This is a genomic window from Shewanella sp. SM23 (genome assembly GCF_025654295.1).
Lineage (GTDB): Bacteria > Pseudomonadota > Gammaproteobacteria > Enterobacterales > Shewanellaceae > Shewanella > Shewanella oncorhynchi.
This window is the reverse complement of sequence record NZ_JAKKRM010000033.1, coordinates 1-16,116: the sequence shown is the minus strand read 5'-3', so window position 1 is coordinate 16,116 and position 16,116 is coordinate 1. Positions and strand designations below refer to the sequence as shown.

Below are 16,116 nucleotides of genomic sequence, written 5' to 3'. Positions count from 1 at the left end.
ACCAGTGATCATGTTTTTAACATAGTCAGCGTGGCCTGGGCAGTCTACGTGTGCGTAGTGACGTGAAGGCGTGTCATATTCGATGTGAGAGGTATTGATCGTAATACCGCGCTCACGCTCTTCAGGAGCGTTATCGATTTGAGAGAAGTCTTTAGCTTCGCCACCGTAGGTCTTAGCCAGTACGTGAGAGATAGCTGCAGTCAGTGTGGTTTTACCATGGTCAACGTGACCAATGGTGCCCACGTTTACGTGAGGCTTAATACGTTCAAATTTAGCTTTTGCCACGATATATTCCTTTCTTTTCAGAATAGTCCAGTCAGTGCTGGACCATAATAACATTTATGTCGTAACTGGATATTAGCTACGAGATTCAATAATCGCTTTTGCAATGTTTTGCGGTGCATCAGAGTACTTCAAAAACTCCATAGAGTATGAAGCGCGACCCTGTGTAGCAGAGCGCAAATCAGTTGCATAACCAAACATTTCAGAAAGAGGCACTACAGCATGGACTATTTTGATGCCACCGAAGCCATCATCCATCCCTTCAATTAAGCCACGACGACGGTTCAAATCACCAACGACGTCACCCATATAATTTTCAGGGGTAGTTACTTCTACTTTCATGCAAGGCTCGAGCAACGCCGGATTCGCTTCAAGCGCACCCTTTTTGAAGCCCATAGAACCTGCAATTTTGAACGCCATCTCGTTCGAGTCCACATCATGATATGAACCATCGAACAGAGTGACCTTCACGTCCAACACAGGGAAGCCAGCGAGAACGCCATTCTTCATCTGTTCTTGGATACCTTTATCAACCGCAGGAATGAATTCACGAGGAATCACACCTCCCACAACAGCATTGACAAATTCGTAACCAGCGCCTTCTTCATTAGGCTCTAGTTTTAACCAAACGTGACCGAATTGTCCACGACCACCTGATTGGCGTACAAATTTACCTTCAGCTTCTACTGAAGCTCGGATAGTTTCGCGGTAGGCCACTTGTGGCTTACCTACGTTACATTCAACACCAAATTCGCGACGCATACGGTCTACGATAATGTCTAAGTGTAACTCACCCATACCCGAAATCAGAGTTTGTGATGATTCTTCGTCAGTTTCAACTCGGAATGATGGATCTTCCGCTGCAAGTTTTTGCAACGCGATACCCATTTTGTCCTGATCGGCTTTTGACTTAGGCTCAACGGCAATGGTAATTACTGGCTCTGGGAACTCCATACGTTCCAAGATCACTCTATGATCGTTATCACAAAGCGTATCACCCGTAGTCACTTCTTTTAGACCAATCGCCGCTGCGATATCACCAGCACGGACTTCTTTCAGTTCAGTGCGATCGTTTGCGTGCATTTGCACCATGCGACCTACGCGTTCACGCTTCTGTTTGACAGAGTTGTAAACGCCCGAACCTGATTCGAGTACGCCTGAGTACACGCGAATAAAGGTCAAAGTTCCTACGAATGGATCTGTAGCAATCTTAAATGCCAATGCAGCAAAAGGCGCATTGTCATCTGATGGGCGCTCTACTTCTTGGTCGTTTTCATCGATGCCCTTAATTGGAGGCACATCAATTGGCGCTGGCAAGAATTCAATAACCGCATCAAGTACCGCTTGAACGCCTTTGTTCTTAAATGCAGAACCACAAGTCGCTAAAACGATTTCATTATTTATAGTACGCTGACGTAGCGCCTTTTTAATTTCGTCTTCTGATAGCGTGCCTTCTTCAAGGTACTTATCCATCAGTTCATCCGAAGATTCGGCTGCCACTTCAACCAGATACTCATGCATTTCAGCCGCTTTAGCTGCTAACTCTGCAGGGATCTCCTCATAAGTGAAAGTCATACCCTGGTCTGATTCATTCCAGTTAATTGCTTTCATCTTGATTAAGTCGATCACGCCTTTGAAGTTTTCTTCTGCACCAATATTCAATTGAATAGGCACACAAGTGGCTCCAAGACGAGTTCTAATTTGCTTCACTACCCGTTCAAAGTCTGCACCTGCACGGTCCATCTTGTTGATAAACACCAAACGTGGAACGCGGTATTTATCAGCTTGACGCCACACTGTTTCTGACTGAGGTTCAACACCAGATGAACCACAGAAAACGACAACAGCACCGTCGAGGACGCGCAGAGACCGTTCAACTTCAATAGTAAAGTCAACGTGACCAGGGGTATCGATGATATTGATGCGGTGTTCAGTGAATTGAGCATCCATACCACGCCAGAATGTGGTTACCGCAGCCGAGGTGATAGTGATACCACGCTCTTGCTCTTGAACCATCCAGTCTGTGGTAGCGGCGCCGTCATGCACCTCACCGATTTTATGAGACAAACCGGTATAGAACAGAACACGTTCTGTTGTGGTGGTTTTACCTGCGTCAACATGAGCACAAATACCGATATTACGATAACGCTCAATTGGGGTTGTACGAGCCACGATTATACCCTCTCCACCAAGACCTAAGTCTTGGCAATATCAACAACTATGGTGTGGGCCTAAGCCCACACCATCATATTACCAACGGTAATGAGCAAAGGCTTTGTTAGCTTCAGCCATGCGATGCACGTCTTCACGCTTCTTAACAGCAGTACCTTTGTTTTCAGACGCATCCAGCATTTCACCTGCCAGACGTAAAGCCATAGATTTTTCACCACGCTTACGAGCAGCTTCAACTAACCAGCGCATCGCCAGTGCGTTACGACGCACAGGACGAACTTCACATGGTACCTGGTACGTAGAACCACCAACGCGACGAGATTTAACTTCGACTGATGGGCGAACGTTGTCCAGGGCTGCTTCAAGGATAACTAAATGGTTTTCGCTTTTCTTTTCAGCAACAACATCTAGTGCCTTGTAAATAATTTTTTCTGCAGTCGACTTTTTGCCGTCTTGCATAATGACGTTGATGAACTTAGCCAGCAACTCACTGTGAAACTTTGGATCTGGTAGGATTTTACGTTGTCCTACAACGCGACGTCTTGGCATAACAATTCTCCGTATGCTTCAGGGATTTCCAAAACTGGAATTCTCAAAATAAAACTAGCTTGGCCTTACTTAACGGATAAGTTAAGACTTAGGACGCTTAGCACCGTATTTAGAACGGCTTTGGCGACGTGAAGTCACGCCTGCACAGTCTAATGCGCCACGAATAGTGTGATAACGCACACCTGGTAAGTCTTTAACACGACCACCACGGATTAAGATCACGCTATGTTCCTGCAGGTTGTGGCCTTCACCGCCGATGTACGAAGTAACTTCGAAACCGTTAGTTAGACGCACACGAGCTACTTTACGTAGTGCAGAGTTAGGTTTTTTAGGGGTAGTAGTGTACACACGTGTACAAACACCACGTTTTTGCGGGCACGCATTCAACGCAGGCACGTTAGTCTTGTCGACTTTTGGCGCGCGTGGCTTACGTACCAACTGGTTTACAGTTGCCATGTATAGCTCCGAGTCAGTTGAATCAAACTCAACGATAAGGTGTGAAAAATCTATATCCCACAATGGTGGGACGCGGAATTTTAGAAAGGTAATGCCTGACTGTCAAGAAATAGCCAACTTTTGCGGCATATTACAAGAAAAAAGGCGCCATAGGCGCCTTTTTATAACAAACTTATTACTTAATCTTGGCTACCAGCCAAGTTTAAGAGATCGGCCAAGTTCTGTTCGGCTTCACTTGCAGTGATCTTGTTCACTACTACAGGTTCGTTTTTCTTCGCACGCGCTTCATTACGAGTCTTGTGATAAGCGTAACCAGTACCGGCTGGGATCAGTCGGCCAACGATAACGTTTTCTTTCAGACCACGTAATTGATCGCTCTTACCACCTACGGCGGCTTCGGTCAGTACACGCGTCGTTTCTTGGAACGATGCTGCTGAGATAAAGGATTCTGTTGCCAGAGATGCTTTAGTAATACCCAGTAGTTCACGTTCAAAGGTCGCAGGCACTTTACCTTGGGCGATCAGTTCGCGGTTAGCAATCTTCACGCGTGACACTTCAGCTTGCTCGCCTTCGAGGAAGTCAGTGTCACCGGCAGAAGTGATAAGACACTTACGCAGCATCTGACGGATGATCACTTCGATATGCTTATCGTTGATCTTCACGCCTTGCAGACGGTAAACGTCCTGTACTTCGTTCACAATGTAGTTTGCTACGTTGTGGATACCACGAAGACGCAGAATGTCGTGCGCTGCTTCTGGACCGTCAGCGATAACTTCACCGCGTTCGACTTTTTCACCTTCGAACACGTTTAAGTTACGCCACTTAGGGATCATCTCTTCATAATGATCGCCGCCATCAGCAGGTGTAATCACCAAACGACGCTTACCTTTGGTCTCTTTACCAAACGAGATGGTACCAGAGATTTCCGCCAGAATAGCAGGCTCTTTTGGCTTACGCGCTTCGAACAAGTCAGCAACGCGTGGCAGACCACCGGTGATGTCGCGAGTTTTAGACGATTCCTGAGGAATACGAGCTAATGCGTCACCCACGTTGATTTGCGCGTTATCTTCTAAGTTAACGATCGCACTACCTGGTAAGAAGTATTGTGCTGGTACTTCAGTACCTGGGATCATCAAGTCAGCACCATTAGCGCCAAGCAGACGGATCATTGGGCGCATTTCTTTACCCGCAGTACCACGCTGACCAACGTCAAGGATCACGATTGATGACAGACCCGTTAGTTCGTCTGTTTGACGTGTCATAGTGACACCGTCAATCATGTCTACGAACTTAATACTACCCGCCACTTCAGAAATGATTGGGTGAGTATGTGGATCCCAGTTAGCGATAACATCGCCCGCTTCAACAGCCGCTTCTTCTAGTTTCTCGAGCACAGTACCGTATGGCACTTTATAACGCTCTTTCTCACGACCCAGCTCGTCAATAACAGCCAGTTCAGAAGAACGAGAAACGATAACCAGTTTGCCGTCACTGTTAGTAACATGCTTAGCATTATGCAGTTTCAATGAGCCCGAGTTTTTCACTTGGACATTGTTTTCTGCAGACGCTCTAGATGCCGCACCACCGATGTGGAACGTACGCATCGTTAACTGTGTACCTGGTTCACCGATAGATTGTGCTGCCACAACACCGATAGCTTCACCGTGGTTAATAATATGACCACGAGCCAAGTCACGACCGTAACAAGCTGCACACACACCGAAATCGGTATCACAAGAAATAACAGAACGTACAATCACTTCGTCGATTGAATGCTCTTCTAACTTGTCACACCATGCTTCGTCGAGTAGCGTGTTACGTGGTGCTAATACGTCTTCAGTGCCTGGATAGAACACATCAATCGCAACCACACGACCCAGTACGCGTTCACGTAACGGCTCAACCACATCACCACCTTCAATCAGCGGTTTCATGGTTAGACCTTCGTGAGTACCACAATCGTCTTCGATAACCACTAAATCTTGTGCAACGTCTACAAGACGACGAGTCAGGTAACCCGAGTTCGCTGTCTTCAATGCCGTATCGGCTAGACCTTTACGCGCACCGTGAGTAGAAATAAAGTACTGGAGTACGTTTAGACCTTCACGGAAGTTAGCGGTAATTGGCGTTTCGATGATTGAGCCGTCTGGCTTAGCCATCAGACCACGCATACCCGCCAACTGACGGATCTGTGCGGCACTACCACGAGCGCCTGAGTCAGCCATCATATAGATGCTGTTAAACGAGGCTTGTTTCTCTTCAACGCCATCACGGTTAATCACTGTCTCAGTTGACAGGTTTTCCATCATAGCTTTAGAAACTTTTTCGTTGGCACTTGCCCAGATATCGATAACTTTGTTGTAACGCTCACCGGCTGTGACTAGACCAGATTGGAACTGCTCTTGAATTTCAAGAACTTCCGCTTCTGCATCAGCAACTAAGGTGTATTTCTCGTCTGGAATAACCATGTCATCGATACCGACAGAGGCACCAGAGATGGTTGCAAAACGGAAACCGGTATACATCAATTGGTCAGCGAAGATAACAGTATCTTTCAGACCCAGTTGACGATAACAGGTGTTCAACAGTTTAGAGATCTGCTTTTTGCCCATGTTCTGGTTAACCAGATCAAATGACAAACCTGCTGGCAGAATAAGTGACAGCAGAGCACGACCCACAGTCGTATCAACGATACGGCGTTGTTCAGTGCGCTCACCATCGTCACCAATAATGGTTTCAGTGATACGAACTTTAACGCGGGCATGCAGTTCAGCAGCGCCAGTTGCGTAAGCTTTTTCAACTTCAGCAACAGACATAAATGCCATACCTTCACCACGGCCGTTAATACGCTCACGGCTGGTGTAGTACAGACCCAATACCACGTCTTGAGACGGGGTGATAACAGGCTCGCCGTTGGCTGGTGACAGGATGTTGTTGGTAGACATCATCAGGGCACGGGCTTCAAGCTGCGCTTCCAGTGTTAACGGTACGTGTACCGCCATTTGGTCACCATCGAAGTCGGCGTTGTATGCCGCACAAACGAGTGGGTGTAACTGGATGGCTTTACCTTCAATCAGTACTGGTTCGAACGCTTGAATACCTAGTCTGTGCAGTGTTGGTGCACGGTTGAGCATCACTGGATGTTCGCGGATCACTTCATCCAGAACGTCCCATACTTCCGCCACTTCACGCTCAACCATCTTCTTAGCTGCTTTGATGGTAGTAGCTAAGCCACGACCTTCTAGCTTGCCATAGATGAATGGCTTGAACAGTTCCAGTGCCATCTTCTTAGGAAGACCACATTGGTGCAGACGTAGAGTAGGACCTACGGTAATTACCGAACGACCAGAATAGTCAACGCGCTTACCCAACAAGTTCTGACGGAAACGACCTTGCTTACCTTTGATCATATCAGCCAAAGATTTCAGAGGACGCTTGTTAGAACCGGTAATAGCACGACCACGACGACCGTTATCTAATAGCGCATCAACAGACTCTTGTAACATACGCTTTTCGTTGCGTACGATAATGTCTGGCGCAGCTAAATCTAACAGACGCTTCAAACGGTTGTTACGGTTGATCACGCGGCGATACAGGTCGTTAAGATCTGAAGTCGCGAAGCGGCCGCCATCGAGCGGAACCAACGGACGTAAGTCAGGTGGTAACACAGGCAGTACTTTTAAGATCATCCACTCAGGCTTGTTGCCTGAAGTGTAGAATGCTTCCATCAACTTAAGACGTTTAGTCACTTTCTTGCGACGAGTCTCAGAATTGATTGAAGGCAATTCTTCACGCATTTGTTCGATTTCTTTCGCTAAATCGATAGCACGTAACAGTTCAAGCACTGCTTCGGCACCCATTTTAGCTTCGAACTCATCACCGTATTCTTCTAATGCATCCAGATAAGTTTCTTCTGTCAGCATTTGGCCACGTTCAAGGCTGGTCATGCCAGGCTCGATCACGACAAATGATTCAAAATACAGTACGCGTTCGATATCACGCAGCGTCATATCCAGCATTAAGCCAATACGTGACGGCAGTGATTTTAAGAACCAAATGTGCGCAACTGGGCTAGCCAGTTCGATGTGACCCATACGCTCACGACGTACTTTAGTTTGGGTTACTTCAACACCACACTTTTCACAAATAACACCACGGTGCTTCAAACGTTTGTACTTACCGCACAAACATTCGTAATCTTTGACTGGGCCAAAGATACGCGCACAGAACAGACCTTCACGCTCAGGCTTGAAGGTACGGTAGTTGATGGTTTCTGGCTTCTTAACTTCACCAAAAGACCAAGAACGGATCAGATCAGGCGATGCCAGACCAATTTTGATGCCGTTAAATTCTTCAGTCTTGCTTTGCTGTTTCAGAAACTTTAATAAGTCTTTCACGTTTCTCTCCTGAAGGAGTTAAACCGGGTGCTCCGCTTGCACGGAGCACCATTCTGTTTGCCAAACGCGGCTAAAGGCCTGCGCTTATGCCTGATCCAACTCGATATTAATACCGAGTGAACGGATCTCCTTCAGTAACACGTTGAAGGACTCTGGCATGCCAGGTTGCATCTGATGGTTACCGTCGACGATGTTCTTATACATCTGAGTACGACCGTTAACGTCATCCGATTTAACAGTGAGCATTTCTTGAAGCGTATAAGCGGCACCGTATGCTTCTAGTGCCCACACTTCCATCTCACCGAAACGCTGACCACCGAACTGAGCTTTACCGCCCAGTGGTTGTTGAGTCACTAAGCTGTACGAACCGGTAGAACGGGCGTGCATCTTGTCATCAACTAAGTGGTTCAGTTTGAGCATGTACATGTAACCTACCGTTACTTGACGCTCAAATTCGTTACCGGTACGACCATCAAACAACTTCAACTGACCAGAGGTTGGCAAACCTGCAAGTTCAAGCATCTGCTTGATCTCTTTCTCTTTAGCACCGTCGAATGCAGGAGTTGCAATCGGGATACCGCCTTTCAGGTTAGTCGCAAGACGTAATACTTCATCATCAGTAAATGAATCGATATCGACGCGCTGCTGCACTTCGTCACCTAATTCATAAACTTGCTTGATGTAACCACGAACTTCAGCCAGCTCACGCTGTTCTTCAAGCATCGCAGTGATCTTGTTACCAATGCCTTTGGCAGCGGCGCCCATATGGACTTCAAGTACCTGACCAATGTTCATACGTGATGGAACACCTAGCGGGTTCAATACGATGTCTACTGGGTTACCTTGTTCGTCATATGGCATGTCTTCGATTGGGCAAATCTTAGAGATAACACCCTTGTTACCGTGACGACCCGCCATCTTGTCACCAGGTTGGATAGTACGCTTAACCGCTAAGTAAACCTTAACGATTTTGAGTACGCCTGGCGCCAAATCATCACCTTGGGTGATCTTGCGACGTTTGATTTCAAACTTCTTATCGAAGTCAGCTTTCAGCTCTTCATGCTGTTCAGCTAATTGCTCAAGTTCAGTTTGTTTTGCTTCATCGTCAATGACTTGAACCAATACATCTTTACGTGGCAACGCAGCAATTTGCGCTTCAGTGAAACCAGCACCGATTAACAGGTTACGCGCACGGCTCAATACACCTTCTTCAAGGATCTTGAACTCTTCGCCTAAGTCTTTACGAGCTTGGGCAATGTGCATCTCTTCGATTTCAACTGCACGCTTGTCTTTTTCAACGCCGTCACGGGTAAATACCTGAACGTCGATGATAGTACCCTTAACAGAGTTAGGTACACGCAGTGAACTGTCTTTAACGTCAGACGCTTTCTCACCGAAGATAGCACGGAGTAACTTCTCTTCTGGCGTTAGCTGTGTTTCGCCTTTTGGCGTCACTTTACCAACCAGAATATCGCCGCCCTTCACTTCTGCACCAATGTAAACGATACCTGACTCGTCGAGTTTCGACAGAGCAGATTCACCTACGTTTGGAATATCAGCCGTGATTTCTTCGCTACCCAGTTTGGTATCACGAGCAATACAAGACAGCTCCTGAATGTGGATAGTGGTGAAACGGTCTTCTTGCGCTACGCGCTCAGAAATTAAGATCGAGTCTTCGAAGTTGTAACCGTTCCAAGGCATGAATGCGATACGCATGTTCTGGCCAAGGGCTAAGTCACCTAAGTCAGTAGACGGACCGTCTGCTAACACGTCACCACGAACGACTGGCTCACCAACAGCACAACAAGGGCGTTGGTTGATACAAGTGTTTTGGTTAGAACGGGTGTATTTAGTCAGGTTATAAATGTCGATACCGGCTTCGCCTGGGCGTAGCTCATCTTCATTTACTTTAACAACGATGCGGCTCGCATCAACGTAGTCTACAAAACCACCACGTTTAGCAACAACCACAACACCAGAGTCAACAGCCAAAGTACGCTCAATACCAGTACCTACTAGCGGCTTTTCAGAGCGCAGTGTGGGTACGGCTTGACGTTGCATGTTCGCACCCATCAAGGCACGGTTAGCATCGTCGTGTTCTAAGAACGGGATCAGTGACGCAGCAACAGAAATAATCTGTTGTGGCGAAACATCCATATACTGGATGTCAGCAGCGCGCATAAAGGTTGATTCACCTTTATGACGACAAGCAATTTGCTCTTCTGCCATACGACCGCTAGCGTCAACTTCGATGTTCGCCTGTGCAATCACATAACGACCTTCTTCAATTGCTGACAAGTATTCCACTTCGTCAGTAATCACGCCGTCGATAACCTTGCGGTATGGCGTTTCTAGGAAGCCGTAAGAGTTAGTACGGGCAAAACTTGCTAATGAGTTGATTAGACCAATGTTTGGACCTTCAGGGGTCTCAATTGGACATAAGCGACCATAATGCGTTGGATGTACGTCGCGGACTTCGAAGCCTGCACGTTCACGAGTCAAACCACCAGGGCCAAGAGCAGAAATACGACGCTTATGCGTTACTTCTGACAGCGGGTTGTTTTGGTCCATGAATTGTGACAGCTGAGAAGAACCGAAGAACTCTTTCACTGCAGCAGAAATTGGCTTAGCGTTGATCAAGTCTTGTGGCATCAGCTCGTTCAGATCGCCTAAAGACAGACGTTCCCGCACGGCGCGCTCAACACGGACTAAACCAACACGGAATTGGTTTTCAGCCATTTCACCGACGCTACGAATACGACGGTTACCTAAGTGATCGATGTCATCGACTTCGTCGAAACCGTTACGGATATGAATGATGTTCTTCATTACCGCGACGATGTCTTCTTTCGACAATACACCGCTACCTTCGTCATCAGGAATGCTGAGACGACGGTTGAACTTCATACGACCTACTTTAGACAGGTCATAACGCTCTTCACTGAAGAACAAGTTCTGGAATAGTGCTTCGGCAGCATCTTTGGTTGGTGGCTCGCCAGGACGCATCATACGATAGATCTCAACCAGCGCTTCTAAGCGGTTAGTAGTTGAATCGATACGCAGCGTATCTGAAATATAAGCACCATGATCTAGCTCGTTGATATACAACGTGCTGATATCTTTAATACCGGCCAATGATAGTTTAGCCAGATCTTCTAAGCTAATTTCACTGTTGGCAGAGACTAAAACTTCACCCGTGTCCGGATCGATATAATCTTGAGCAGCATATTTGCCCACGATATATTCAACTGGCACTTCAAGCTCAGTGGTATTAGTCTTTTCTAACTGACGAATGTGACGCGCAGTAATACGACGTCCCGCTTCAACCAGTACAGAACCTTCAGCATCCTTGATGTCATAGCTGGCAGTTTCGCCACGCAGACGTTCAGGCACCAAAGACATGACCAGAGTATCTTTCTTGATCTTGAACTCAACGCGTTCGAAGAACAGATCGAGGATCTCTTGAGTAGAATATTCTAATGCACGTAACATGATGGTCGCAGGCAGTTTGCGGCGACGGTCAATACGCACAAATAGTGCATCTTTAGGATCGAATTCAAAGTCAAGCCATGAACCACGGTAAGGAATAATACGTGCGTTATACAGCACCTTACCTGATGAGTGGGTTTTACCACGGTCATGATCAAAGAACACGCCTGGAGAACGGTGTAATTGAGATACGATTACACGCTCAGTACCGTTGATAACAAAAGTACCGTTATCCGTCATCAATGGGATATCACCCATGTAGACTTCTTGTTCTTTAATATCTTTTACTGTGCCCGCCGCTGCTTCACGGTCATACAACACCATGCGTAATTTAACGCGTAGTGGAGCTGAATACGTAACACCACGGATCTGACACTCTTTCACATCAAAAACAGGCTCGCCAAGCTTATAGCTGACGTATTGCAGTTCTGAGTTACCAGAAAAGCTCTTGATGGGAAAAACGCTACGGAAGGCGGCTTCTAAACCGCGCTCACCGGTAGGATCTTGATCGGTGAACTTCTTAAAAGAGTCTAGCTGGATAGACAATAAATAAGGGATATCCAAAACTTTTGGACGCTTACCAAAGTCTTTGCGAATACGCTTCTTTTCAGAATAGGAGTAAACCATGGGTTTCCTCTGCTTACGAGATGTGACCAAGACTGAATAAATAACTTAAGTTATTAAAATTCAGCACGTTTGCCCATCACCGTTGATGGCAAGAACCTAACCAGTAATCTCTGCTAGGGACTGCAAAATTTGGCGACAAACGGTGAAAAAAAATCGCCAGCGCATATAGCGCAAAAAAGGCCGACGGTTAAAAAACCGCCAGCCTCCACCCAAGTGGCTTGGGTGAGCAAGCTAAATAATAGCTTACTTAATTTCTACAGAAGCACCAGCTTCAGTAAGTTCTTTCTTCAGAGCTTCAGCTTCTTCTTTAGAAACGCCTTCTTTAACTGCTACTGGAGCAGCTTCAGACATAGCTTTAGCTTCTTTCAGGCCTAAACCAGTTGCGCCACGGATGGCTTTAATAACTGCAACTTTGTTGTCGCCGTGAGCAGTCAGAACTACGTTGAATTCTGTTTGTTCTTCAACAACAACTGCTTCTGCACCGCCAGAAACAACAGCAGCAGCGGCAGAAACGCCGAACTTCTCTTCCATAGCTTCGATCAGTTCAACAACTTCCATTACAGACATAGCTGCAAAGGCTTCTAAGATTTGGTCTTTAGTGATAGACATAACAAATGTTTCCTATTGTTCTGAATTCAATTTTATTAAGCAGCCAGCTTGAAATTAAGCGGCTTCTTGTTTTTGATCGCGCAGGGCGGCCAGTGTACGAACGAACTTGCCAGCAGATGCTTCTTTCATAGTCATCATTAACTGAGCTAGTGCTTCTTCGTATGTTGGCAGTTTCGCCAAACGATCAATTTCAGCTGCAGGGATGAAATTCCCTTCAAAGGCTGCGCCTTTAACTTCGAAGTTAGCTTGTTCTTTAGCAAAGTCTTTTAACAGACGTGCTGCAGCACCTGGGTGCTCTAAAGAAAAAGCAATCAAAGTTGGGCCAGTGAACGTTTCTGCTAGGCACTCAAAAGCAGTACCTTCAACAGCACGACGAGCTAGCGTGTTACGTACTACACGTACATATACACCAGCTTCGCGAGCTTTTTTACGCAGACCGGTCATAGCACCTACAGTAACACCGCGAGAATCAGCGGCAACTGCAGATAGCGCACCTTTGGCAGCTTCGTTGACTTCAGCAACAATCGCTTTTTTGTCTTCGAGTCTTAATGCCATTGGCTTTACTCCTGGATTCTACCTAGGGTATTCCCTAGTATTTACCATACTAAATACTTATGTATTTAGTGACTTACGGTGCAGATTATCCAGTAAAAAATTTTAGCTGGGGCCTGACACCGTCTACGCAGGAAATTAAGTTATTTTTACAAAAAACACCTGCGGTCTTGGACGGAAACCTGAGTTAAATTCCGCCTAAACAGAAGATAAAACAGGCTTCAACCCACAAAGTGCGCGCATTATAGACTAATGCACCCGCTTTGTAAAATTATAGAGTTGTTTCAAGCGTAGCTTGATCAACTGCAACACCTGCACCCATAGTGGTAGAGATGCTGATCTTTTTCACGAAAATGCCTTTAGCAACTGCAGGCTTAGCCTTTTTCAGTGCTGACACTAACGCTTCCAAGTTTTCTTTCAATTGAACTGGTGTGAAATCCACTTTACCGATAGTAGTGTGGATAATACCGTTCTTGTCGTTACGGTAACGAACTTGACCCGCTTTGGCGTTCTTAACAGCTTCAGCAACGTTTGGCGTTACTGTACCTGTTTTAGGGTTAGGCATTAAACCACGTGGGCCTAAGATTTGACCTAACATACCAACAACGCGCATTGCATCTGGAGATGCGATAACTACGTCAAAGTTCATTTCACCGGCTTTGATTTTCTCAGCCAGATCATCCATACCAACTAGCTCAGCGCCAGCAGCTTTAGCAGCTTCAGCATTTGCACCTTGTGTAAATACTGCAACGCGAACGTCACGACCAGTACCGTGTGGCAACACTGTTGCACCACGAACGTTTTGGTCAGATTTACGTGGGTCAATACCCAGGTTAACTGCTACGTCTACACTTTCAACGAATTTTGCAGTTGCTAATTCTTTTAACAGAGCAACAGCTTCGTTGATATCGTAGCTTTTAGTACCGTCAACTTTTTCGCGAATTACGCGCATGCGTTTAGTTAGCTTTGCCATTATATTAATCCTCTACAACCAAACCCATTGAACGCGCAGTACCTTCGATTGAGCGAGTCATCGCTTCAATGTCAGCACCAGTCATATCGGCAGCTTTCAGTTCAGCAATTTCTTGAACTTTAGCGCGAGCGATAGTACCCACTTTCTGAGTGTTTGGACGTGGAGAACCTGATTTCAGGCCTGCAGCAGTCTTCAGTAAGTAAGACGCTGGAGAAGTCTTAGTTTCAAAAGTGAATGAACGGTCACTGTAAACAGTGATCACGACTGGAATAGGCATGCCTTTTTCCATTTTTTCTGTACGGGCGTTAAACGCTTTACAGAATTCCATGATGTTCACACCTTTTTGACCCAAAGCTGGACCAACTGGTGGTGATGGGTTCGCAGAACCGGATTTTACTTGTAGCTTAATATAAGCATCAATCTTCTTTGCCATCTGACATTTCCTCAGTTTGGGTTCAAACGCGCATCAGCGACATGCTGACATGCTCCCCCGAAAACAACGGGTGCGAATTATATAGAAATTCGCACCCGTTGCCAAACGGATTTTGTAGTTTATTTAATCAGCCTTTTTCAACTTGACTAAAATCAAGTTCAACAGGCGTAGAACGACCAAAGATCATCACTGATACTTTCACGCGGCTCTTGTCATAATCCACTTCTTCAACGGTGCCGTTAAAGTCAGCAAATGGACCATCACACACACGTACCACTTCACCAGGCTCAAATATGGTTCTATGAGTCGGTGACGCTGTCGTTTCTTGTAAGCGACGCAGAATTGCATCAGCTTCTTTATCTGAAATTGGGGCAGGACGATCAGACGTTCCGCCAATAAAGCCTAAAACACGCGGGATGCTTTTGACTAAATGCCAGCTGTCATCGTTCATTTCCATCTGGACTAACACATAGCCAGGGAAAAACTTACGTTCGCTCTTGCGACGCTGACCTGCACGCATTTCGATGACTTCTTCAGTCGGAACCAATACTTCACCGAAGTATGCTTCCATGCCATGCATTTTAATATATTCAATCAGTGACTTACAAACTCGGCCTTCATAGCCTGAGAATGCCTGCACTACATACCATCTTTTTTTAGCTTCTTTAGCTTCAGTCATTCGAGGTGCCTATACGCCAGTGATAAAATTGACAATTCGCATTAACACAGCATCCATACCCCAAAGGATAAGAGCTAAGATACCTGTTGCTGCAAGGACAATAAAAGTGGTGTTTAGCGCTTCTTGACGCGTCGGCCATACAACCTTGCGCACTTCGATATGCGCTTCACGGGCAAAAGCTAACGCTTTTTTACCTTTTACAGTCTGAAGCGCAATAAAACCAGCAATAGCGAATGCAACGATAACACTAAGCGCACGTATGACGGCACTGGCTTCGCTATACATTTGATTGCCAATAACAGCAGCGGCTAGCAATACAATCACTAAACCCCACTTCACGATATCCAGAGAATTGTTCTGGTTTTCAGTATTTGTTGTCATCGGTTTTTCCGTTACTCAATACGGCCTGAGCTTAGAGCACATTAATTGACGGGCATAATCCCACATCACTCTGCATTTCCGAACACCCTTAGAAACGCAAAATAGCATAAGCTCAGGGTCAAAAATCGGCCATAGATTGTATTCTTATTCGACTTTGTAAGCAAGGATGCGAATCCCATGCAAACCACAAAACCTATGAAATAATCCACTTAAACAAAAAAGGAAGCCGAAGCTTCCTTTTCAAACTAATTTCTATCGCAATTAAGCAATGATTTTAGCTACTACACCAGCACCAACTGTACGACCACCTTCACGGATTGCGAAGCGTAAACCTTCGTCCATCGCGATTGGGCAAATCAGAGTCACTACCATTTTGATGTTGTCGCCAGGCATTACCATCTCTACGCCTTCTGGCAGTTCGATAGTACCGGTTACGTCAGTTGTACGGAAGTAGAACTGTGGACGGTAGCCTTTGAAGAATGGAGTGTGACGTCCGCCTTCTTCTTTTGACAGAACA

Annotated in this window: 12 protein-coding genes and 1 pseudogene; all 13 read right to left on the bottom strand. The window is 46.1% G+C overall.

Annotated elements, in window-relative coordinates:
• The coding region (locus L5L98_RS21755; RefSeq protein ID WP_261729865.1) for a GTP-binding protein at nucleotides 1–285 on the bottom strand (285 nt) is incomplete at its 3' end.
• A 72-nt stretch (nucleotides 286–357) separates the two neighbouring features.
• Entirely contained in the window at nucleotides 358–2,454 is a 2,097-nt protein-coding gene (gene fusA / locus L5L98_RS21750) for an elongation factor G (protein WP_006083603.1), read from the bottom strand.
• A 78-nt stretch (nucleotides 2,455–2,532) separates the two neighbouring features.
• Entirely contained in the window at nucleotides 2,533–3,003 is a 471-nt protein-coding gene (rpsG, locus tag L5L98_RS21745; protein ID WP_011787570.1) for a 30S ribosomal protein S7, read from the bottom strand.
• 81 nt (nucleotides 3,004–3,084) lie between these two features.
• Nucleotides 3,085–3,459, bottom strand: a complete 375-nt coding sequence (gene rpsL / locus L5L98_RS21740) for a 30S ribosomal protein S12 (protein ID WP_006083605.1) — start codon at nucleotides 3,457–3,459, stop codon at nucleotides 3,085–3,087.
• Nucleotides 3,460–3,638: 179 nt separating this feature from the next.
• The gene (rpoC, locus tag L5L98_RS21735) at nucleotides 3,639–7,856 is read right to left on the bottom strand and encodes a DNA-directed RNA polymerase subunit beta' (RefSeq protein ID WP_105251033.1); all 4,218 of its coding nucleotides are present in this window, start codon (nucleotides 7,854–7,856) and stop codon (nucleotides 3,639–3,641) included.
• 84 nt (nucleotides 7,857–7,940) lie between these two features.
• Nucleotides 7,941–11,972, bottom strand: coding sequence for a DNA-directed RNA polymerase subunit beta (rpoB, locus tag L5L98_RS21730; protein ID WP_105251032.1), 4,032 nt, complete (start codon nucleotides 11,970–11,972; stop codon nucleotides 7,941–7,943).
• 243 nt (nucleotides 11,973–12,215) lie between these two features.
• Nucleotides 12,216–12,581 (bottom strand): 50S ribosomal protein L7/L12, encoded by a 366-nt coding sequence (gene rplL, locus L5L98_RS21725; RefSeq protein ID WP_105251031.1) that lies wholly within the window; start codon nucleotides 12,579–12,581, stop codon nucleotides 12,216–12,218.
• Nucleotides 12,582–12,635: 54 nt separating this feature from the next.
• Complete coding sequence (gene rplJ, locus L5L98_RS21720; protein ID WP_006083609.1) at nucleotides 12,636–13,136, bottom strand: 50S ribosomal protein L10; 501 nt, start codon at nucleotides 13,134–13,136, stop codon at nucleotides 12,636–12,638.
• A 268-nt stretch (nucleotides 13,137–13,404) separates the two neighbouring features.
• Entirely contained in the window at nucleotides 13,405–14,106 is a 702-nt protein-coding gene (rplA, locus tag L5L98_RS21715; RefSeq protein WP_105251030.1) for a 50S ribosomal protein L1, read from the bottom strand.
• Between the two features lie 4 nt (nucleotides 14,107–14,110).
• Nucleotides 14,111–14,539, bottom strand: a complete 429-nt coding sequence (gene rplK, locus L5L98_RS21710) for a 50S ribosomal protein L11 (protein ID WP_006083611.1) — start codon at nucleotides 14,537–14,539, stop codon at nucleotides 14,111–14,113.
• A 127-nt stretch (nucleotides 14,540–14,666) separates the two neighbouring features.
• Complete coding sequence (nusG, locus tag L5L98_RS21705; protein WP_105251029.1) at nucleotides 14,667–15,218, bottom strand: transcription termination/antitermination protein NusG; 552 nt, start codon at nucleotides 15,216–15,218, stop codon at nucleotides 14,667–14,669.
• Between the two features lie 9 nt (nucleotides 15,219–15,227).
• Entirely contained in the window at nucleotides 15,228–15,599 is a 372-nt protein-coding gene (gene secE, locus L5L98_RS21700) for a preprotein translocase subunit SecE (RefSeq protein ID WP_006083613.1), read from the bottom strand.
• Between the two features lie 261 nt (nucleotides 15,600–15,860).
• A pseudogene (gene tuf / locus L5L98_RS21695) lies at nucleotides 15,861–16,116 on the bottom strand (elongation factor Tu); the annotation flags it as partial.

Coding starts and splice junctions, on each gene's coding strand:
- rplJ (WP_006083609.1), bottom strand. CDS start 13,136: ATGGCATTAAGACTCGAAGACAAAAAAGCGATTGTTGCTGAAGTCAAC.
- rpoB (WP_105251032.1), bottom strand. CDS start 11,972: ATGGTTTACTCCTATTCTGAAAAGAAGCGTATTCGCAAAGACTTTGGT.
- rplK (WP_006083611.1), bottom strand. CDS start 14,539: ATGGCAAAGAAGATTGATGCTTATATTAAGCTACAAGTAAAATCCGGT.
- rpsL (WP_006083605.1), bottom strand. CDS start 3,459: ATGGCAACTGTAAACCAGTTGGTACGTAAGCCACGCGCGCCAAAAGTC.
- rplA (WP_105251030.1), bottom strand. CDS start 14,106: ATGGCAAAGCTAACTAAACGCATGCGCGTAATTCGCGAAAAAGTTGAC.
- rplL (WP_105251031.1), bottom strand. CDS start 12,581: ATGTCTATCACTAAAGACCAAATCTTAGAAGCCTTTGCAGCTATGTCT.
- secE (WP_006083613.1), bottom strand. CDS start 15,599: ATGACAACAAATACTGAAAACCAGAACAATTCTCTGGATATCGTGAAG.
- rpsG (WP_011787570.1), bottom strand. CDS start 3,003: ATGCCAAGACGTCGCGTTGTAGGACAACGTAAAATCCTACCAGATCCA.
- nusG (WP_105251029.1), bottom strand. CDS start 15,218: ATGACTGAAGCTAAAGAAGCTAAAAAAAGATGGTATGTAGTGCAGGCA.